At 44.5% G+C, this 20,011-nt stretch carries 16 protein-coding genes and 1 pseudogene; 6 read left to right on the forward strand and 11 right to left on the reverse strand.

The features are described from left to right. Positions 1-557: 557 nt before the first annotated feature. Positions 558-791: a hypothetical protein gene (locus tag OU793_RS15395; protein WP_005377029.1), complete on the reverse strand. Its 234-nt coding sequence runs from the start codon at positions 789-791 to the stop codon at positions 558-560. Between the two features lie 237 nt (positions 792-1,028). Between OU793_RS15395 and OU793_RS15400 the strand changes: the two genes are divergently transcribed. Continuing rightward, entirely contained in the window at positions 1,029-1,991 is a 963-nt protein-coding gene (locus OU793_RS15400; protein ID WP_021453811.1) for an integron integrase, read from the forward strand. Positions 1,992-2,041: 50 nt separating this feature from the next. On the opposite strand, the gene OU793_RS15405 is transcribed toward OU793_RS15400, so the two are convergent. From OU793_RS15405 to OU793_RS15440, 8 genes and pseudogenes are all read right to left on the reverse strand, one after another. Continuing rightward, positions 2,042-2,515 (reverse strand): DUF2947 domain-containing protein, encoded by a 474-nt coding sequence (locus tag OU793_RS15405; protein ID WP_005458833.1) that lies wholly within the window; start codon positions 2,513-2,515, stop codon positions 2,042-2,044. A gap of 13 nt (positions 2,516-2,528) precedes the next feature. Further along, positions 2,529-3,116: an HD domain-containing protein gene (locus OU793_RS15410; protein WP_020838800.1), complete on the reverse strand. Its 588-nt coding sequence runs from the start codon at positions 3,114-3,116 to the stop codon at positions 2,529-2,531. A 1-nt stretch (position 3,117) separates the two neighbouring features. Then, positions 3,118-3,702 (reverse strand): ribosomal protein S5-alanine N-acetyltransferase, encoded by a 585-nt coding sequence (gene rimJ, locus OU793_RS15415; RefSeq protein WP_005458831.1) that lies wholly within the window; start codon positions 3,700-3,702, stop codon positions 3,118-3,120. 36 nt (positions 3,703-3,738) lie between these two features. Next, entirely contained in the window at positions 3,739-5,283 is a 1,545-nt protein-coding gene (gene tyrR, locus OU793_RS15420) for a transcriptional regulator TyrR (protein ID WP_025572249.1), read from the reverse strand. Between the two features lie 100 nt (positions 5,284-5,383). After that, complete coding sequence (locus OU793_RS15425) at positions 5,384-6,424, reverse strand: YcjF family protein (RefSeq protein ID WP_024702476.1); 1,041 nt, start codon at positions 6,422-6,424, stop codon at positions 5,384-5,386. Beyond that, positions 6,421-7,797 (reverse strand): YcjX family protein, encoded by a 1,377-nt coding sequence (locus OU793_RS15430; RefSeq protein ID WP_274647799.1) that lies wholly within the window; start codon positions 7,795-7,797, stop codon positions 6,421-6,423. The genes OU793_RS15425 and OU793_RS15430 overlap by 4 nt, the downstream gene beginning before the upstream one ends. A 211-nt stretch (positions 7,798-8,008) precedes the next feature. Next, positions 8,009-8,193 (reverse strand): annotated as a pseudogene (locus OU793_RS15435) (hypothetical protein). Positions 8,194-8,366: 173 nt separating this feature from the next. After that, on the reverse strand, positions 8,367-9,884 hold the full coding sequence (locus OU793_RS15440; protein WP_005376905.1) for a fumarate hydratase: 1,518 nt from the start codon (positions 9,882-9,884) through the stop codon (positions 8,367-8,369). Between the two features lie 271 nt (positions 9,885-10,155). Between OU793_RS15440 and pabB the strand changes: the two genes are divergently transcribed. Beyond that, positions 10,156-11,520 carry an aminodeoxychorismate synthase component I gene (gene pabB, locus OU793_RS15445; RefSeq protein WP_025629965.1) on the forward strand — a complete coding sequence of 455 codons (1,365 nt, stop codon included), beginning with the start codon at positions 10,156-10,158 and terminating at the stop codon, positions 11,518-11,520. 156 nt (positions 11,521-11,676) lie between these two features. On the opposite strand, the gene OU793_RS15450 is transcribed toward pabB, so the two are convergent. Together OU793_RS15450 and OU793_RS15455 are read right to left on the reverse strand one after the other, a co-directional pair. After that, positions 11,677-13,377 carry an ATP-binding protein gene (locus OU793_RS15450; RefSeq protein WP_140103652.1) on the reverse strand — a complete coding sequence of 567 codons (1,701 nt, stop codon included), beginning with the start codon at positions 13,375-13,377 and terminating at the stop codon, positions 11,677-11,679. Positions 13,378-13,384: 7 nt separating this feature from the next. Beyond that, entirely contained in the window at positions 13,385-13,924 is a 540-nt protein-coding gene (locus OU793_RS15455) for a heme NO-binding domain-containing protein (protein ID WP_140103651.1), read from the reverse strand. A gap of 284 nt (positions 13,925-14,208) precedes the next feature. On the opposite strand from OU793_RS15455, the gene OU793_RS15460 reads away from it, so the two are divergent. The 4 genes from OU793_RS15460 (at position 14,209) to OU793_RS15475 (ending at position 19,895) form a co-directional block, all read left to right on the forward strand. Next, complete coding sequence (locus tag OU793_RS15460; RefSeq protein ID WP_005458814.1) at positions 14,209-14,808, forward strand: CoA pyrophosphatase; 600 nt, start codon at positions 14,209-14,211, stop codon at positions 14,806-14,808. Between the two features lie 354 nt (positions 14,809-15,162). Continuing rightward, positions 15,163-16,416, forward strand: a complete 1,254-nt coding sequence (locus OU793_RS15465; RefSeq protein WP_005458812.1) for a serine transporter — start codon at positions 15,163-15,165, stop codon at positions 16,414-16,416. Between the two features lie 98 nt (positions 16,417-16,514). Continuing rightward, on the forward strand, positions 16,515-17,876 hold the full coding sequence (locus OU793_RS15470) for an L-serine ammonia-lyase (RefSeq protein WP_021823429.1): 1,362 nt from the start codon (positions 16,515-16,517) through the stop codon (positions 17,874-17,876). 303 nt (positions 17,877-18,179) lie between these two features. Next, positions 18,180-19,895, forward strand: coding sequence for an EAL domain-containing protein (locus tag OU793_RS15475; protein ID WP_025570664.1), 1,716 nt, complete (start codon positions 18,180-18,182; stop codon positions 19,893-19,895). Positions 19,896-20,011: the final 116 nt, after the last annotated feature.

A 20,011-nucleotide genomic window follows, 5' to 3' on the forward strand; every position in this document is an offset into this window, starting at 1 on the left:
GGAGTATATTCATGCGCATCTGTAAAAAGTGTCGCACTTCAAACTTGATACTAAGTGCGCTTGTACAGCGTATTCAATACATTAACAGTTAAGGGCCTAATCTTGTGTTGCTCACAAAAAGATCAATTGTGTGCATTCAACGGCGTTTTTTTAAAGTACAACAAGGCTAAGAAAATGAAATTTAATGGCGGGATAAATGCGAATATAAATCCAAAAATTGCCCCTGCTACACCTTTATTCAGCTTCCTTTCACCTAAAAAGAATCCAATTATTGAGTTGACCACTGCATAAACAATAAAGATCAGTAGAGGTAAATAAATCGCGTGCATAATAAATCCTTTTAAAATAAACACTGTGAGAACGTTATAACTTGCTTTACCTTAGCACATAACGCCCTGTTAAGGTGTGAGCAACATAATACCGATGCCGCAGCATACCACCTTAATCACTTAAACTAACGCATGATGAAAATGTCATGCGTTGCGAATCACTCTTGAACAGTTTGTTAGTATTCAGACCCTACCTGTTACACCTAACTTAGAAAGAAGTCTTACTTATCAGTTCTCTATCGTTTTGATCCCACAGTTTTCACAGATCGTATGCCGAGAAAACTCATCCATAGAAGCTAAAAATGGACCAACTGCCCAACCTTTGATTAACCCAGCAATAAACTCTTTACGCTTTTGATGTTTTACACCAGCAAAAGGACTTGGGTTCCTAATCAATACGGTAATATGTTTGGATTTAATGTTACAAGCAGAACACTGATATTTGTCTATCTGATGAAGCACTAATTTTCCTCCTGAATACTAACGCTTTCTATACCGCAAATAGCGGCCTTTTTCGCACGCTACCGCCTTCTTTCCTGACAAAAGAAAAGCAAATCCTAGCACTTATCTTCATGAAACAAATAGAAAAGTAGTATGAATATGTGTGTTTGAACACGCAATTAGACGGCAAAAAGCATGATAACTGGGCCAGTATTGATAAATTACAATACCTGTATAAATAAACAGTCTCATAATGTTATGAAAAGTCAGTTTCTGATAAGTGTAAAAGAGCATATGCTTACTCGCCATTATGCCAACAAAACTATCGAGAGTTACCTATTCTGGATAAAGCGCTTTATTGTATTCCACCAGCTTGCTCATCCATCGAAGTTATCTGAAGACGACGTTATTCGATTTCTCAGCCACCTCGCTATCGATGAAAAAGTTGCAGTCAAAACTCAAGCATTGGCGCTGAATGCTATTTCGTTTTTATATCGAGACTTTTTTAAAACCCCGCTTTCACTGGATATGAGGTTCCAAAAATCACTGACGGAAAAGAAGCTCCCTGTTGTTTTGACTCGCGATGAAGTCCGCAGGTTTGTGCAACATATCGATCCGAGATATAAGCTTCACATCCAACTCCTATACGGTTCTGGGCTTCGAATTATGGAATGCCTTAGACTAAGAATCCAAGACATAGATTATGACTATGGTGCAGTGAGAGTCTGGCAAGGGAAAGGTGGAAAAAACCGTACGGTCACATTGGCGAAAGAGCTCCATGAGCCGCTAAAATCGCAGATGAACTTCGCAAGAAACTACTACTTCAAGGACCGGCATGTGCCCGGATACGCAGGTGTTTACATCTCTGAAGGTTTACGCCGTAAATATCCGAATGCAGAATTAGATTTCAATTGGCACTTTTTGTTTCCGTCTAACAAGTTAAGTGTCGACAAAGAGACAGGGCAACTGCGAAGACATCATATAAATGAAAGCGCAATTCAAAGAGCGGTAAAGCGCTCCGCGCTCGATGCAAGCATAGAAAAAACGGTTACCTGTCACACGTTAAGACATAGCTTTGCAACGCATTTATTGGAATCTGGTGCCGATATTAGAACAGTACAAGAGCAGCTTGGCCACACCGATGTAAAGACCACACAAATATATACCCACGTGATTGAGAGAGGTGCAGGCGGAGTCCTAAGCCCTTTATCAAGTCTTTAAAAAAACAAAAGCCACCTGGTTGGTGGCTAGTATCATGAGCGGGTGATGAGTTAGTGACGCTCACCAAGTTTGACCATTCCTTTTGAGTCAAACCACAATGCTTGGGAGCGGCGACGACCGATAAGAATAGGACCATCATCATAGAACAAAAAGTTCTTCCAATGCTTTTTAAAAATCGACCATTTTGTTTCTATGACATTGTACTTTTCGTAACAGAAATACACGGTCACATCATCTTGCCAATCGATATGTGCATCAACTTCTTGTGGCATTTCAGGCTCATCCGATTCCCATGCAGCCATCCAATCTACAGATTCTAACCAATTTGATTCACTCATCGGCCAATCTTGTGAGCTTAGGCGATCCATATCAGGGCTTTGCGCGCTAATGTTCTCTTTCCAAAACTGCGCAGAACGAGCTTGGCTCATCGGCTTGATAAATGCCAAATCTTCTTCTGGCACGGGCATCGACTGATGCGTAAAAATCCATTTTCTTTGGTATTCATCCAAAGGCAAATAAGACATTCAGTCTCCTTTATTACGATTTCAGCCAACCTTTCTCTGTGGCTTCTTCAATCAACTCTTTCGCTTTGTCCCACAAGGTAACAGAGCCAAATTCAATTCGTTTATTAATGGTAAGCGCCTGTTCACGCGTTACACTATTCTCTTTCCAACTTTGACCATTGTTATGGTAGTTCAAGAGCATGGGAATTAAACGATCAAGCGCTTTTGCATATTTTGCATCATCACTCTGCGCGGCTTCAAATTCTTGCCAAAGCGCTAATAATTCTTGCCCTTGATCTGTAGGTAGCATACCAAATAAGCGTTCAGCGGCTTTTATTTCTTTTTCTGCTTGCTCTTTTGAAGCGGCAGTATCATAAACAAACGTGTCGCCTGCGTCGATCTCAACAACGTCATGTATCAATAGCATTTTCATCACTCGACAGATATCGACTGGCGCATTTGCGTGCTCTTCCATTAATACTGCCATCAATGCGACGTGCCAACTGTGCTCACCGCTGTTTTCAAGACGACCTTCGGCGCTTTTCACCCGAGTACGACGCAATACGCTTTTGAGCTTATCAAGCTCAATGAGTAATGCTAACTGCTTTTCCAATCGATCCATATTAGCGCCCTTCTTGCTGCCAATGAGGGTTAGTTAATGATGTCAGCACATGATCTTGCCATTCACCATTGATCAAAAGGTAATCTTTTGCGTAACCTTCTTTGCTAAACCCGACAAACTCTAGCACAGCTTCACTGCGTTTGTTATGAGGCATATAGCCGGCTTGGATACGATGCATTTTTTGCACGTTAAACATGTAGTCGCATGCCATTTTTAACCCACGACGCATATAGCCGTGACCTTGTGCCTCTTCCGCCAAGGAATAGCCAACGTTACAGCTATAAAATGGAAAACGACTCATACTGCTGAATGAAATCGTTCCTAGCATACGCCCTGTATCAACATGAATTAGCAAGCAATAGTAGCCAAGCCCCATGCGATGGAGCTCATTCAACTTAATCAGTTTTTGGAGCCAACCATTAACAGAGAAAAACGCCTCTTCTCGCTTTGGTTCAAATGGCTTCAAATAATCGCGATTAGATTGAAAATACGCCGCGATCATATCGGCATCACCGATTTCAGCGGTTCGTAGAAGCAAGTCGCCGTCCAACTTGTGAACGGCGATTGATGAACTATGATCTTCCATTACAAACGACAACTTCCATTTTCTTGATTACCCGCGTTAATTCTTACGAATCCCATAGTCACGTAACTTATTCGCAATAGACGTATGCGATACGTTCAAACGCTTCGCTAACTTACGACTTGACGGGAACGACTGGTACAAACGCTCCAACACCTGGGATTCATAATCACGCATGATCTCGTCCAAAGAACCATCAATATTAAGCGTTGCACTGCCCCCGCCAACTGACTGCGGCTGTGGCAAATTAAAATGTTCGGCTTTCAGTAGGTGACCATCCATTTCTGTTAGCGCTCGCAACACCATATTATCTAGCTGACGCATGTTACCCGGCCATTGGTAGCTGGCCAGAGCATCAACCAAACCGTCATCCAGCCCCGGCTTATCGATACCCAGCTGCTGCGCGTGTTTTGTCACGAACAAATCTAGCAAAGGTGCCACATCATTCGAGCGCTTGCGCAGTGGAGGAATGCTTAGCGTCAGTACATTGAGGCGATAATACAAATCTTCACGGAACATACCCGCTTCAGAAAGCTCAGCAAGGTTATGTTTTGTCGAAGCAATAATGCGAACGTCTACATGCATTTCATCTTCTGCACCAACACGACGGAAGTTACCATCTTGTAGAAAACGAAGAAGTTTGATTTGCAGATGAGCACTCATCTCACCAATTTCATCAAGAAATACCGTACCGCCATTTGCCTGTTCAAAAATACCTTTGTGGCCTTGTTCGTGATTGAATGAACCCGGCGCATGACCAAACAGCTCGGTTTCTGCAACGTCATCTGGCATGGATGCACAGCTCAACACAAGGAATGGTTTACTCGCACGGCTTGAACGACTATGACAGGCTTTTGCGAGCATTTCTTTGCCAGTACCTGTTTCACCTTCGATTAGTAGCGGTTGATCCAGAACAGAAAGCTTCTTAGCCTGATTAATCAATGCTTTATGGCGGTTTGATATTCCTACAAAGTGCTCAAAACCCAATGGATTATGCAACGGCAGTCTTTCTTCGATTTGCGTGCCGTGCTGGCTTGTTCGAATCGTCATCAAAGTGCTTGCAAGCGTAGAATTTTGCGCTTCGTCTCTGATATAGACAGGCATGAGCTCTAAGATGTAATCCAACCCATCAATAACTAGGTTTTCACGAGTACGAGCGTTCACGCCTTCAGACCAACGAGAGAAACGGACGCTTGGTAATAACGCACCAATCTGAGTGCCGATGACTTCTTGTTTATGCAGGCCGAGTAGCGACAAAGCAGACATGTTCGCCATATCGACAGCACCTTTGAGGTCGATTGCAAAAACCGGGTCCGGCAAATTATCAACCAACGAAAGCAGCTCAGTGTTGTGGCGCTCCATTGGCATAAATTGGATTTTACGTACGTCTTTAACCCCCGGAATACGGCGGATTTCAGCCATCAACTCACTAAAAGTATCAAAATCAATATCTGGGCAATTTAAATAGATGATGCCACTGATATCGATTTCAATACCACGTAAGTCGATACTTTTAGACGCTAAAATATCGAGCAGTTCTCGGGTAAGACCGAGTCTGTCTTCACATAAGACTTCAAGACGCACTGAAAATATCCCAATTCACAACTGTCAGGAAAAGTTGACAGTAGTTTCTATCAAGCTTGTATTGGCGTCAAGCAATCCTATCGGTCAAAGGTGATATTCGTTATGGTTTCATCGTGATTGATGCAACTTTCGCCACCACGGCCTTGCGGATAGTCCCGAGTTTGACTTGGCGATCAGGATACCAAGGAAGCGGACGCAGTAAGGCCATCGCTTTCAATCCTAAACGCGCAGTAAGAATCCCCACGCCGAGTCCCTGCCCTGCACGTGCAGAAACTTTGCCAGCAAGATCCATCGACATCAAATCCATACCGGCGTCAATGGCTAACTCACTTGCGCCTGCCGCTGCCATATTGACGAATACCGCTCTCAATAGCTTGATGCGCGAAGCATAACCTAATTCAACGCCATACACTTTGGATAAGTTATCGATCATTTTGAAGTTTCGCCACGCCACCAGCAACATATCAGCGGCGGCAAGTGGACTTACCGCAACTAACGCAGCAGACTCAGTCGCGTGCTGAGAAACCACTTTTGTAGCGAGCTTGTCTTGTTGACTAACGACCATAGAATCGTACATATCAAGGATTTCCGCATCACTGTGTGCTGGATTAATGCTGTTCTGCCAGCGATCAAAGCCTGGGTTTTCTGCTAATACACCACTCTGTTCCGCCACCTTTTCGCAAAACACCTTGCCTTTACCCACACTGTCACTGTGAACGAGCAGTTCGGCTTCTTCTTGAATGCTGAAATGATTTCTTAATTTACGTAGCTTCCAGAGTTCTTTACCGATGGCACCTAGGCCCAATGATGCCACAGCAGTAATGAAACCCGCCCAACCTAATGCTAGCCAGTCAGCCGTTTGCACCGCAGTGACAACTGAGTCCACAGCCTGCCACCCGACTAATCCGGCAAAAGTAGCAAACACACCGGTTGCGAGCCATTTTCTGCCCGGCCTAGGGCGAATCACATGTTCAAGTTGCAGTTCTTGTTCGGTTTCAATTCGATCTTCTTCTATCTTCACTGGTACAAAAGTTTCTTTTTCACTGAATGTCTTTTGCGCCGTTAACTCTGGTGAATCCGATTGCTGCTCTTTCTCTAGTGCTTTTTCAGAGAAAATTTGTTTCTGCTTCAATTCGCTCATTTCAATTTGTCTCCTAGCAGATAATCCAGTGCTTTATCTAGACGTATGTGTTTCATCGGTTCATCACTTGCTGACGGCATAGGACGGAAGGAAGTAAAGTCGAAACCACTGTTTTGCCAATAGGCAGCATTGGGTAGCTTCTTCGGCACCTCTCCTGGGAACATCGTCATTGCCTCACCGTTTAAGGTCGTCCCTTGTAACGCAGAAATGGTTTTGTCGCCTGAGGTAATAAACCCAGAAGTGGTCGCTTGGATGGAAGCAATGCTCATACAACTCATTTCAATGTTCTCATAAGCAGCGGTTTGCCATGCTGGGTGCACCATTTGTTGCAGTAGAGAGACAAGGTGCGGATGCTGATCTGGTGTCACGTGATCGGCCTTGGTGGCGGCAAATAGCACTTTGTCTATTTTTGGCGAGAACAAACGACGTAAAAAGCTACTGCGACCATAACGAAAGCTGTGCATGATCTGCTCAAGAGCCTGACGCATATCATAAAACGCCTCGTCGCCAGCATTAAGTGGCTGTAAACAATCCACCAGCACAATTTGGCGGTCAAATGTTGCAAAATGGTGCTTATAAAACGCTTTCACTACTTTCTGCTGATATTCATGAAAACGCGCTTCTAACATGGCTAAGTTGCTGCCTTTTGGCGCTTTGCTTTCCGATTCAAATCGACAAGGAAAGAACTGCAACACCGGTGCACCAGCAAGCTCTCCTGGTAACACAAATCGTCCTGGCTGAACCCAGTGCAGCCCAGCATCTTTACAAGCATGGAGATAATTCGTGTAGGCGTGAGCCACTTTCTCTAGCTGTTTTTCATCTGCATCCGCATTGAGCTCGATCTGTTCGAGTTCAGCTAGCCATGCTTGAGCTAACTCTTTGCGTTTGCCTTTCAGCGCGTCAAACTGCGTTTGAGACCAACTCGAAAAGTCCATATCTAGCAAAGGCAAGTCCAGTAGCCATTCACCCGGATAGTCAATGATGTCAACATTGAGAACCGCCGTTTTACTGAGCAGCTTCTTGGTCGTTTTCTTTGGTTTGTATTTTAAAGCTAGGCGAATTTCGCTCACATCACGTGTTGGCACAGGCCATTGTGGTGGGTTCGCATGAATCTGGCTCATCGCCTCGTCGTAAGCAAAGCGAGGCACCATCATATTAGTTTGAGGTTCACGCTTTGCACCAATAAGGCGTTTGTCTCTCGCGGCGGTCAATAAAGGTAGATTGTCGTGAGTGGCGGTGTGAAGCAACTGATTAACCAAAGACGTGATAAAGGCAGTTTTACCCGCTCGGGATAACCCAGTTACCGCAATTCTTACATTAGAATCCATACCACGGCTGATAAAGTCGTTCACTTCTTGCTTTATTCTTTTCATAGTTTTTATTTATCTCACCAGTTTTTATACCCAACGCTTCAATAGAAGTAACTTGAGTATCACGAGTCTAAGTTTACCAACCTTAATCAAAGATGAACAAAATCTGCAATCTAGTGCTGACCTCGATAAGTGTAAAATATTGCTGCCTATAAACGGAAAAGCCTCTGAATCACTTCAGAGGCTTATATATTCTAACTAGAGGCTTGATGTTCTAATCTTCTTCAATCAGCTTGTAGATAACAAAGAGTGCGATTTCAAGAACAAACCAAAGCACACAAGTGATGGTGACGTATTTCTCATCAAATTACTGATACCGTGAAGAATCAAGTCGTAGCCAACAAAGCCACCAACCACTACAGCAAGAATAATTTGTAGAATCTGAATAAAACGCGGCATGCCGTCTCCTAATTATTGTTCGCATAACGTTTGATTGCTATGCCCTAAGGTTTATATCTACATTATATAGACAAAAAGTGCAGTTTTCGCTGCACTTTTGTCAAATGTTTGCTAGGTAAATCAGCACCTTGTCACATTCTCTCTACTGAGACAATGTAAGATTACCGTTTACCTTACGCTTCCATCTCTTGAATTTTTACTTTCCAAGTGTCAGGACCGATTTGGTGCGCGTTAACGCCATTTGAGTCTACAGCCACTGTTACTGGCATATCTTCAACTTCAAATTCGTAAATCGCTTCCATACCTAAATCTTCAAATGCAACAACGCGAGCTTTCTTGATCGCTTTCGCCACCAAGTACGCAGCGCCACCAACAGCCATTAGGTAAACCGCTTTGTGATTCTTGATAGATTCAACCGTTGCAGGGCCACGCTCAGCTTTACCGATCATGCCCATGATGCCGGTTTTTTCTAACATCATATCGGTGAATTTATCCATACGAGTTGATGTTGTTGGGCCAGCAGGACCAACGACCTCATCACCAACTGCATCGACAGGACCTACGTAGTAAATGAACTTACCGTTTAGATCTACGCCTTCAGGTAGACCTTCACCGTTATCTAGCATGCCTTGAATACGTTTATGCGCCGCATCACGACCAGTCAGAATTTTACCTGATAGAAGAACAGTTTCGCCTGTCTTCCACTCTTGTACTTCTTCTTTAGTGATCGTGTCTAAGTTTACGCGACGCGTATTTTCGCCCGCTTCCCAAGTGATGTCTGGCCAATCTTCTAGTTTAGGTGGCGTTAGCTCTGCTGGGCCGCTGCCATCAAGCGTGAAGTGTACGTGACGAGTCGCCGCACAGTTCGGGATCAAACAAACAGGCTTAGAAGCCGCGTGCGTTGGCGCAGTTTTGATCTTAACGTCGACAACCGTCGTCAAACCGCCAAGGCCTTGCGCGCCGATACCAAGTTTGTTCACGCGGTTGAAGATATCAAGACGAAGCTCTTCTTCTGCGTTTTGTGGGCCACGGTCGATAAGTTCTTGAATATCGATGTGTTCCATTAGAGATTCTTTTGCCAATACCGCTGCTTTTTCAGCCGTACCGCCAATACCAATGCCAAGCATGCCTGGTGGACACCAGCCCGCGCCCATTGTTGGTAGCGTTTTCTCTACCCACTCAGCAATATCGTCAGATGGGTTTAGCATCACCATCTTAGTTTTGTTTTCACTACCGCCGCCCTTCGCTGCGATCTGAATTTCAACTTTATCGCCCGGTACCATGTTGATGTGTACGACAGCAGGCGTGTTGTCTTTGGTATTAATACGTTTACCGGCAGGATCCATAAGTACTGACGCACGCAACGGGTTGTCTGGGTTCGTATACGCTTGTCGGACACCTTCATCTACCATCTGCTGAACCGTCATATCGGTTGAGTCCCATTGCACGCCCATACCGATGTTGACGAAACACGTCACGATGCCAGTATCCTGACAAATTGGTCGGTGACCTTCTGCTGACATTCGGGAGTTAATTAGGATCTGAGCAATCGCGTCTTTCGCGGCTTGACTCTCTTCGCGGTGATAGGCTTTTTCAAGAGCTTGAACAAAGTCTAGCGGGTGGTAGTAAGAAATATACTGTAGCGCATCAGCGACACTGCTGATTACATCCTGCTTGCGTATTACCGTCATTACATGCCTCGTTATAGTTATGCTTCCATTATTGGCTTGGCTTCAATCGTGTTTGTTGAGCTTATTGCTCTTTTGAGCTTCGTTTTTTTATAAACAATTGTCGAACGGCTGATATCGACACACGAAACGCTGAAGTCGCCTACTTGTAAACCATCTCAAAACCCTATGAATAGTGGGAGTTTGGCTATACAGAGGAATATGATACTCTTGCTGCCCATGACATGCCATGCAGTGAACGATCTCTTTGTCACAAATTACACAAATGAACAACATGGACAATCAATTCATTGATTTTAAAGCGCTGGAATACGCACCAGAGTTTGCTCTTCACCTATTTTCTCGCATTCAACACCAGCCTTGGGCGATGTTGCTGCGCTCTGCATCAGAAACGCATATCGATAGTCGCTTTGATGTGTTGGTTGCCAACCCAATTGCAACCTTAGAAACCACTGCAAACAGCACACAAGTTGAAACGCCATCGAATGCCTATTCAACTCAAGATGACCCATTCACGCTGCTTCATCAGTTGCAAGAACAGTGGCTTCCTCACGTTGAGTTAAATAAAGAATTGGATTTGCCTTTTGTCGGCGGAGCGCTCGGTTACTTCAGTTACGATTTAGGTCGACGCGTAGAAACAATGCCAGAACAGGCCGAAAAGGATCTCAACACGCCTGATATGGCGGTAGGTCTGTATGAATGGGCCGTCGTTGTTGACCACAAACTTAAAAAAGCATGCTTAGTCGGTCAGAACATCGAGCAAGCTTGGCAATGGTTAGACAAGCAAGAAGCGGAGCAAAGCGTAGACTTCGCTCTGTCTGGCGATTGGCAGTCAAACATGACGAAAGAGAGCTACGCTACTCGCTTTGACAAGGTGCAAGAATACTTGTTGAGCGGTGACTGCTATCAGATCAATTTGGCGCAACGCTTTAACGCACCATATCAAGGCAGCGAGTGGCAAGCGTATCTGAAATTGGAGTCCGCCAACCAAGCGCCATTCTCAGCGTTTATCCGTATGCCTGAGTCTTCGATTTTGAGTATCTCTCCAGAGCGATTTTTAGAACTCAAAGATCGCGTCATTGAAACGAAACCAATCAAAGGTACTCGCCCACGCAGCGAAGATCCAAAGCAAGATAACGCTAATGCCCATGACTTGCAGACAGCGGAAAAAGATCAGGCAGAAAACCTGATGATTGTCGATTTGCTGCGTAATGACATTGGTCGAGTTGCATCACCGGGTAGCGTTCACGTGCCAAAGCTGTTTGATATTGAAAGCTTCCCCGCAGTGCATCATTTGGTGAGCACCATTCGAGCGAATTTGGACGAGCAATATTCTCCTGCAGATTTGCTACGAGCGTGCTTCCCGGGCGGTTCAATTACCGGCGCACCTAAAGTTCGCGCAATGCAGATCATTGAAGAGTTGGAGCCGCATCGACGCAGCGCGTATTGCGGCAGTATTGGCTACATTTCTCGCCATGGTCGCATGGATACCAGCATCACCATCCGCACTCTCGTAGCGGAAAATCACAAACTGTACGCTTGGGCTGGCGGCGGCGTCGTTGCAGATAGCGATTGTGCCTCTGAATATCAAGAAACGTTGGATAAGCTTTCAAAGATTTTGCCAGCGCTGCAATCGTAGGTTTCGACAGATGACAACGTCTCTTGAATCCTGCTGACGAAAACAAGTCAAAACGCCTCCAGTACGGAGGCGTTTTTGTGAGCGTTGTTTGTATGCCCTTTAGCGGTTAGCCGTTAGCCGTTAGCCAATAAGCATCCGTTTTTTAAGAGGCAGCGTCTACTGCTCGAGCCACTTACACATAATCTGTTCAATATCGGTTGCGGTGTACGGCTTAGTGAGGATATCGTCCATGCCTGAATCAATGCACTTTTGACGTTCTTCAATCGTTGTGCCTGCTGTTAACGCGATGATTGGACGGTCGAAGCCTTTTTGTCGCAAGTGAGCCGTTGCTTCGTAGCCATCCATTTCCGGCATTCGACAATCCATAAATATCAATTCGTAATCTTTGTTTTTAACCGCTTCTAGCGCTTCCAAACCATTGGCTTTTAAATCAGGAGTAATGTCGAGCTTTTTCAGCATCTGCGTCACAATGACTTGGTTCATTCGGATATCATCCACTACCAATATCGAGCGCCCAGCTAAGTCGCTTCGTTCGACAACAGCCAACTCACCCGATGCAGCACCTTGAGCTTGCCCCTCTTTTAATGGGATGGAGACTTTAAAGGTTGTACCTTTGCGCTCTTCACTTTCGAAACTGATCTCACCTTGCATTAAATCCACGAGGTTCTTACAAATCGCTAAGCCCAAACCTGAGCCTTCAAAACTGCGTTTTGCCGAGCGGTCAACTTGTACAAAAGGGTCAAACAACGAACTTTGCGCCGCTAACGGTATCCCAATCCCGGTATCTTCCACCTCAAAAAACGCAGTGCCGTTTACCCACTCGACTCGCAAGACCACGCCGCCCAAATGGGTAAATTTGATCGCGTTCCCAATCAGATTGACTAAGATTTGGGTGATTCGTTCTAAATCGCCAATCAGAAACTCCGGAATGCCTAACTTCTTGTCGATAGAAAAATGAATGCGCTTCTCTGCCGCTTTCGCCGCAAATACGCCCGTAATGGCTTTTTCGAGATCACCCCACGCAAAAACCTTGTCGATAATTTCCATCATGCCAGCATTCATCTTGCTGAAATCGAGCAAGTCGTTGATGATGACGCGAAGTAAATCGCCCGACTGAATCAAATTACCGAGATATTGCCGCTGATCTTCTCCCAACTGAGTTTTGCTTAACAGCTCTGCGCTGCCGAGTACGCCATTAAGTGGCGTTCTTAACTCGTGATTAATCATTGCGACAAACTCTTTCGTCGCTTTTTCTGACTCTTCCGCTCGCTTTCTTATCTCGACTTCACGTTCAAGGCTGAGGTGACGACTGATCACGCCGTGAACCAAATCAGAAACCAGTTCCATTTGTTTGGAGATAAAAGCTTGCTCAATTTGTTCCAGCGACACAGAAAATATCAGTTCGCCAACGACTCGCTCATCAATGATGATGGGCAAATGTAGCGCCTCATTCTGCCAATTGGGTGTTCGAGCGATAGGTTTGTCACTTTTTAGATCCAAATGCCCGAAATGATGACGACGCAAAGAAGTGAGTTGGACAGGATCAAGGTATAAATACGAAGCGGTAATAACAGAATTGGACGTCAGTTGCTCAAGAAAACTAGCAATCATTGTCTCGTCGAAAGTACTGGAAAGGAATGTCCGTCCAAACCGAATAAGCGTGGCATCAATTTTTTCTTCAAACTCAAACTTGCGCAGATCGCTTTCCGAGCGAAGTTCTAGCTTCTTTAACGCGACACTCAATTTTTGCGTCGATTCGTAGAGCTCATAACTTTTTTGCTCTAAAAGCAGTTCTGCCGCCTTTCTTGAGGCGATTTCTCGTTTGAGTTTCCTTTCTAATGAGGAGTTACCCGTCATACTCTTCTTATTGTGCCTCCAGCCAAAATCGAACTTGGCTTCCGTCTTCGGTTTGGTTTTGATGCGTAATATGAATGACCTGTCCAAAGTGCGCAGCACAGCCTTTGAGCAACCCTAAACAAACATGCGCCATACACCTTGCACTGTGGTAGTCGAACACCAGTTCTGACTGCGTTTCACTGATAAAATCGAACTTAGGCGGATTGGCGTCTGGGTAAAGTTTTTTAACTTCTACATGAATAAAGCTTTCTACATGTCGAACAAATTGAAAGGTATTGTCGCGCTGCTGCAAGCTTGCATGACTGGGAATGGAGCGTAGCAGGTTCAAAAATACGCTTTCACCAAACACTTCTTGTAACTGCTCTGGGGGAATATCAGAAACTTTGCTGAGATTGACGATCAGTTTGACTAAGTCTCGGTGATCATAACTGCCGACAGAGGTATATACCCCTTCGTCATCGGAAAGTTCGAGCACTTGGTCAAGCACTTCAAGTCCAAATTTGCTTTCCACTAACTCCATGAACTCGGTAAAGATTATCCCTTTCATTGGCAAACACCAACCTCATTGCAACGCCTTAAAAATAAGAATGGTGTATAACCCTATAAGTTTCAAATCAATATGCTTCGGCAGAGTGAGACACAAAGCACAAAGCAAAAGGTTGCCTAGATGTGAAGCGATTTTCCTTTAACATTTGAGCTTACTGTTTTATTAACAATGAGGCGGAGTGCACTCACCACTCATTTTCTCACTCAAGCACGCTCGCTTCCGGAGTTTAGGGTTATTATCTTGGGTGTATAATAATGAGTAGACACGAAAATTAGGGGTTCGGTTTGGTTATCGACAAAACAAAATTGCTGCAGAACTTTCAATTTCATCTTCCGACGGGGTATCACAAGGAGTCTCTTGCCCGCCTGAATTTTATGAAAGGTAAACCGCTTCGAGACGCCGCGGTTCTGATTGGTTTTGTGGATAGACCTGAAGGCCTACAAGTGATTTTGACCAAGCGAGCCGAACATCTTCGGCATCATCCAGGGCAAATCAGCTTTCCTGGCGGTAAGTTTGAACCCGAAGATATCCATCTGGTGAATACGGCGCTTCGTGAGACTAATGAAGAGGTCGGTATAGAAGATAAACACATTCATGTGTTCGGTCAGTTGCCAAAACTGCCAACGATTAGTCAATTTAATGTGACACCATTTTTGGCCTTTATTTCTCCAGATTACAAAACGCATATTGACCCAAATGAGGTCGAGTCGGTTTTTGAGGTACCAGCCAACCATATTTTGAACCCAAATAAGCTCTACAGCAGTAAGTTTGAGTTAAAAAGAAGCAGTCATCGTGTATTTGCTATCCCATATCGTCAACATTTCATCTGGGGCATGACGGCGCAGATCATTGAGTCGATGCAAAAGCACATCATTTCCGGCTAAATCTCTCCTCTTTCATTCGATAATGATCATACGACCAATGCGATCATTATGTGCATCAATATTAATAAAACGTTACTTCATAAACATTCATTCACATTAGATTAATTTGCCATTTTCACCGCAAACGCTTGCGGTGAAATAAATTTATACAAATCGCCCTATTGATAAGTTTTTCTAATTTTACTCATTAGCAATAATCACGAGTAGCACATCATTTTCGTGATAAAAAGCAGGTTTTTGACATATCATTCAATAAGCACGAGCAATACATGATTTAGATCTAATTTTCCTAGTGTAAAATCTTGCAAAATTGCTCGCGACTTATTTCCTGTTCCCAAAATGAGTAACTCAAAAATGAATACAACTACTTCTGCGGTTTCTACCGCACAATCGTCTAGTAAGTTTACTTACAAAGACTTCACCTGGTGTCTGTCTCTGTTCGGCACAGCAGTAGGTGCAGGTGTACTTTTCCTTCCTATTAAAGCTGGTGCGGGTGGTTTTTGGCCATTAGTAATCCTAGCTCTAATCGCGGCACCAATGACTTGGTTCGCACACAAATCTCTAGCTCGCTTCGTTCTTTCAGCTAAGAACCCAGAAGCAGACATCACTGACACAGTAGAAGAACACTTCGGTAAAACTGGCGCAAACCTTATTACGTTCGCATACTTCTTCGCTATTTACCCAATCGTACTTATCTACGGTGTTGGTATCACAAACACGGTTGACTCTTTCCTAGTTAACCAAATGGGCATGGAATCGATTCCTCGCTGGCTACTTTCTGGTGCGCTTATCGCAGCAATGACAGCAGGCGTAGTATTCGGTAAAGAACTGATGCTGAAAGCAACTTCAGCAATGGTTTACCCTCTAGTGTTCATCCTATTGGCGTTGTCTTTCTACCTAATCCCTGAGTGGAACACGTCTATGATTGAAGTGGCTCCAGACTGGGCTGCAATGCCAACTATCGTTTGGTTAGCAATTCCTATCATCGTATTCTCATTCAACCACAGCCCAATCATTTCTCAGTTCTCTAAAGAGCAACGCATGCAATACGGCGACGAAGCTTACAAGAAAACAGACATGATCACTGGCGGTGCAGCGATGATGCTAATGGGCTTTGTTATGTTCTTCGTATTCTCTGTAGTACTTTCTCTATCTCCAGAGCAACTAGCATCTGCGAAAGAACAAAACATCTCTGTACTTTCTTACCTAGCGAACATCCACGAATCTCCACTGATCTCTTACATGGGTCCATTGGTTGCATTCGCGGCGATCACTTCTAGCTACTTCGGTCACTTCCTAGGTGCACACGAAGGTCTAGTAGGTCTAATCAAATCTCGCTCACAATCTCCAGTAAGCAAGATCGAAAAAGGTTCTCTACTGTTCATCGTTATCACTACTTGGATTGTGGCTATCGTTAACCCAAGCATCCTAGGCATGATCGAAACAATGGGCGCGCCAATGATTGCGGCAATCCTATTCTTGATGCCTGTATTCGCGATGCAAAAAGTTCCAGCAATGGCGAAGTACAAAACTTCAGCACCTGTGCAAATTTTCACAGCAATCTGTGGTCTTGCAGCAATTACTTCTGTAATCTACGGCGCTCTTTAATCATCCCTGTTTTTTAACAGAATGATTAATCCAAAAATATAACGATAAAATTAAGCCTCCCAACTCCCCTTGGGAGGCTTTCTTCTGAGGTAATCGATATGATTAGTGTTTTTGATATCTATAAAATCGGTGTTGGTCCTTCAAGCTCACACACTGTAGGCCCAATGAAAGCGGGTAAAGAGTTTATTGATGATCTTCGTGCAATGGGAAAACTGCGCGACATCACTAAAATCACCGTTGACGTTTATGGATCACTATCACTGACAGGGAAAGGTCACCACACAGATATTGCTATCATCATGGGTCTTGCGGGCAACTCCCCTGAGAAAGTTGATATCGATTCTATTCCGGGCTTCATCGCTCGCGTAGAAGAAACTGAGCGCCTTCCTGTTGGCATGCACTGTCATACAGTATCGTTCCCACGTGAAGGTGGAATGAACTTCCACAAAACGAACCTTGAGCTACACGAAAACGGCATGCAAATCCACGCTTGGATTGATGACGAAAAAGCGTACTCAAAGACTTACTACTCTATCGGTGGTGGCTTCATCGTTGATGAAGAGAACTTCGGTAAAGAAGCTGAGAACCCAATCAAGGTTCCTTACGAGTTCACAACAGCTGAAGAGCTGGTTAACCAGTGTAAAGAAAGCGGTCTTTCTATCAGCGCGCTAGTGATGAAGAACGAACAAGCACTTCACTCAGACGAAGAAACTCGTACTTACTTCGCGAACATCTGGCGCACGATGCGCGAATGTATGGATCGCGGTATGAACGAAGAAGGCATTCTGCCTGGTCCACTACGTGTACCTCGTCGTGCTGCAGCACTTCGTCAGCAACTGCTTACTTCTGAGAAAACAACGAACGACCCAATGTCTGTTGTTGACTGGGTAAACATGTTCGCTTTCGCAGTAAACGAAGAGAACGCAGCCGGTGGCCGTGTTGTTACCGCACCGACTAACGGCGCTTGTGGCATCATCCCAGCAGTATTGGCTTACTACGACAAGTTCATCCAAACTGTAACTGAAAAAGATTACATCCGTTACTTTGCCGCTTCTGGCGCAATCGGTGGTCTTTACAAGCGCAACGCGTCAATCTCTGGTGCAGAGGTTGGCTGTCAGGGTGAAGTTGGCGTGGCATGTTCTATGGCGGCGGCTGGCCTTGCGGAGCTTATGGGTGGTAGCCCAGAGCAAGTATGTATGGCTGCAGAAATCGCGATGGAGCACAACCTAGGTCTAACTTGTGACCCAGTTGCAGGTCAGGTTCAAGTTCCATGTATCGAGCGTAACGGTATCGCAGCTGTAAAAGCGATCAACTCAACTCGTATGGCTCTGCGTCGTTCTTCTGCTCCTACTGTATCTCTAGATAAAGTTATCGAAACAATGCTAGAGACTGGTAAGGACATGAACGCGAAATACCGCGAAACTTCTCAAGGCGGTCTAGCAATCAAAGTGATTTGCTAATCGTCTCGTTATAAAAAAGATATCGATAAGCCCGAGTGAATACTCGGGCTTTTTTTATCCAAAATACGATAAGGTATGCGCATGCAGACGCATTTGAAGCATCACCCGTCATTGCCTTATTCCTGCCGATATTTTTGTTTGTTCCGGCTAAAAACCAGTCAGGGCCTACTCTCGCTGTAGCTCATAAAAAAAACTAAAACTGTTACTATATCCAAATGTTTAGGATATCCCCGTACAAAATCACACCCTTCACTTCTCATTATTGATAACGTAGCCAAAATTTAAATTGGAGCTTATCAACACATGATTAGGTTTGAACTTGGAAACCAAATCTGCGTTTGCTTGTCCGAAAACGACATTTCTTTAGAGATCAACAACACACTCCACCACGCCATCCCTGTTAGTTCAAATGAGTATGCCATTCTTTCAACTATTGCTACTTACGGCAGCTTAAATGCGCCGATCAGTCAGCGCGTTATTGAGAGAAAAATCACTCAACACTACAAGATGGCTTTGCCAGAAAATGGATTTAAAAACGCGGTGGCAGCTTTGAGAAAGAAGTTTCGCAAGCTCACGGAAGATCACGTTTCTCCCACGAGAAACATCATAGAAAACATTCACAGGACGGGATATTTCATCCCTTTTACCATGCTACATACTCACCAAAGCGGCATCTATCAACAAAAGAGAATCAACCAACACACGAAAAACAGCGTCAGAAAAGCCCTTCGTATTTGCTTGCGGAATAAAAGGATATACACCGACATCGCTTGGGTGCTGCTGGTTACTACAGCTATCTTTTTCTCGGTCTGCTATTACGCCATCAACAGCATTGTGAAACACAACTATTTAGATAGCGCATTGGACATTGCCGACAGCCTGTCTCAGGTGAGTTGCTATGCTGATGAAGACCAACTAAAAGGGTTGTTTGATAACGTAAAGCTCGTTGAATCCAGCATGATGTTGGATCGCTTTAATATCCGCTGCTTGGTCACGCCAGAGGCGGTGGTTCCCGTCAGCCAAAAAGCGTTCAACGAGTGGAGCGATAACAGCAATTACACGACTCAATCCTTCGACATCAACAACGCCACCATTTTAGTTCGTGTGAAAAACATCAACTTACAGAATAACGTTGAGAGCCACATCTCGCGCTTTTTCCTTTCAGGGATGAAGCTTTACACCAACACAGGTACGTCGTTCGAAATTGGTAACACCAACGGGCGCTACTTTCACTATCAAATTAAAGATACAGGCTATAAAGAGGTGTATTACATCTCAGGACCTTTTAAGAGCATCATTTTGTTGAGCCTGTTCTTTCTGGTGATACTAAGGCATCGGTCGCTACAAGCGTTCATCACGTATCTGTTTGCTATTCGAGAATTTCATATCAAGCTCGAACCGATCTACAACACCTCAACGCAGCAGAATATTCACTACGAAGCCCTTTCTCGATTCAAAGTGAAGAATACCCAAAGATTCATCGAAACACTCATCAGCAATGGACTGCTTTTGATCCACACGATCTTGGTGATCCGAGCAATTTACGCCAAACAGCCGACTTTGTTGGTGCCCATCAGCATCAATGTGTGCCCTTCTCTTCTACGAGGTAGAAACTTCTCGACTCTTTATCAAGAACTCGCGAGCAGAGACTGCCGCTTACTGACCATCGAAATCACGGAGAACGCGTCCATGTACTACACCTCCGAGATCTACGACAACGTCGCGAAACTAAAATTACTGAACTGCAAAATCAGCATTGATGACTTTGGTACCGGCAACAACAACGTGTCGCTTATCAGCAAAATCAATCCAGATTATTTGAAAATAGATCGGGAGTTTGTGATTGGTTTGAAGTCGGACGATAAGAAAGTGGAAATGCTGCGTCAGTTGATTGCGATGGGAAACACTTACCGCTGCACAGTCATCGTCGAAGGCGTCGAAACCGCAGATAGTGCTCACTTACTCACAACGTTAGGAGCCTACATTCATCAAGGTTACTTCTATCCTCTGCATTTCTAGCTTTTCTTAATGCCGCGAGTTACTTAAACTAGCTGATACCCAAATGACTTCATAATGTATTCGCGCAAAGTGTGCGAAGTGATTTGGGTATCACTAGCGTCTATAACTGGATGAAA

The organism is Vibrio sp. VP6 (assembly GCF_028823755.1).
Lineage (GTDB): Bacteria > Pseudomonadota > Gammaproteobacteria > Enterobacterales > Vibrionaceae > Vibrio > Vibrio parahaemolyticus.

Excerpts from the sequence above, each read along its gene's own strand:
- OU793_RS15400 (WP_021453811.1), top strand. The coding sequence starts at position 1,029 with ATGAAAAGTCAGTTTCTGATAAGTGTAAAAGAGCATATGCTTACTCGC.
- OU793_RS15405 (WP_005458833.1), bottom strand. The coding sequence starts at position 2,515 with ATGTCTTATTTGCCTTTGGATGAATACCAAAGAAAATGGATTTTTACG.
- OU793_RS15410 (WP_020838800.1), bottom strand. The coding sequence starts at position 3,116 with ATGGATCGATTGGAAAAGCAGTTAGCATTACTCATTGAGCTTGATAAG.
- rimJ (WP_005458831.1), bottom strand. The coding sequence starts at position 3,702 with ATGGAAGATCATAGTTCATCAATCGCCGTTCACAAGTTGGACGGCGAC.
- OU793_RS15425 (WP_024702476.1), bottom strand. The coding sequence starts at position 6,424 with ATGAGCGAATTGAAGCAGAAACAAATTTTCTCTGAAAAAGCACTAGAG.
- OU793_RS15430 (WP_274647799.1), bottom strand. The coding sequence starts at position 7,797 with ATGAAAAGAATAAAGCAAGAAGTGAACGACTTTATCAGCCGTGGTATG.
- OU793_RS15440 (WP_005376905.1), bottom strand. The coding sequence starts at position 9,884 with ATGACGGTAATACGCAAGCAGGATGTAATCAGCAGTGTCGCTGATGCG.
- pabB (WP_025629965.1), top strand. The coding sequence starts at position 10,156 with ATGGACAATCAATTCATTGATTTTAAAGCGCTGGAATACGCACCAGAG.
- OU793_RS15450 (WP_140103652.1), bottom strand. The coding sequence starts at position 13,377 with ATGACGGGTAACTCCTCATTAGAAAGGAAACTCAAACGAGAAATCGCC.
- OU793_RS15455 (WP_140103651.1), bottom strand. The coding sequence starts at position 13,924 with ATGAAAGGGATAATCTTTACCGAGTTCATGGAGTTAGTGGAAAGCAAA.
- OU793_RS15465 (WP_005458812.1), top strand. The coding sequence starts at position 15,163 with ATGAATACAACTACTTCTGCGGTTTCTACCGCACAATCGTCTAGTAAG.
- OU793_RS15470 (WP_021823429.1), top strand. The coding sequence starts at position 16,515 with ATGATTAGTGTTTTTGATATCTATAAAATCGGTGTTGGTCCTTCAAGC.
- OU793_RS15475 (WP_025570664.1), top strand. The coding sequence starts at position 18,180 with ATGATTAGGTTTGAACTTGGAAACCAAATCTGCGTTTGCTTGTCCGAA.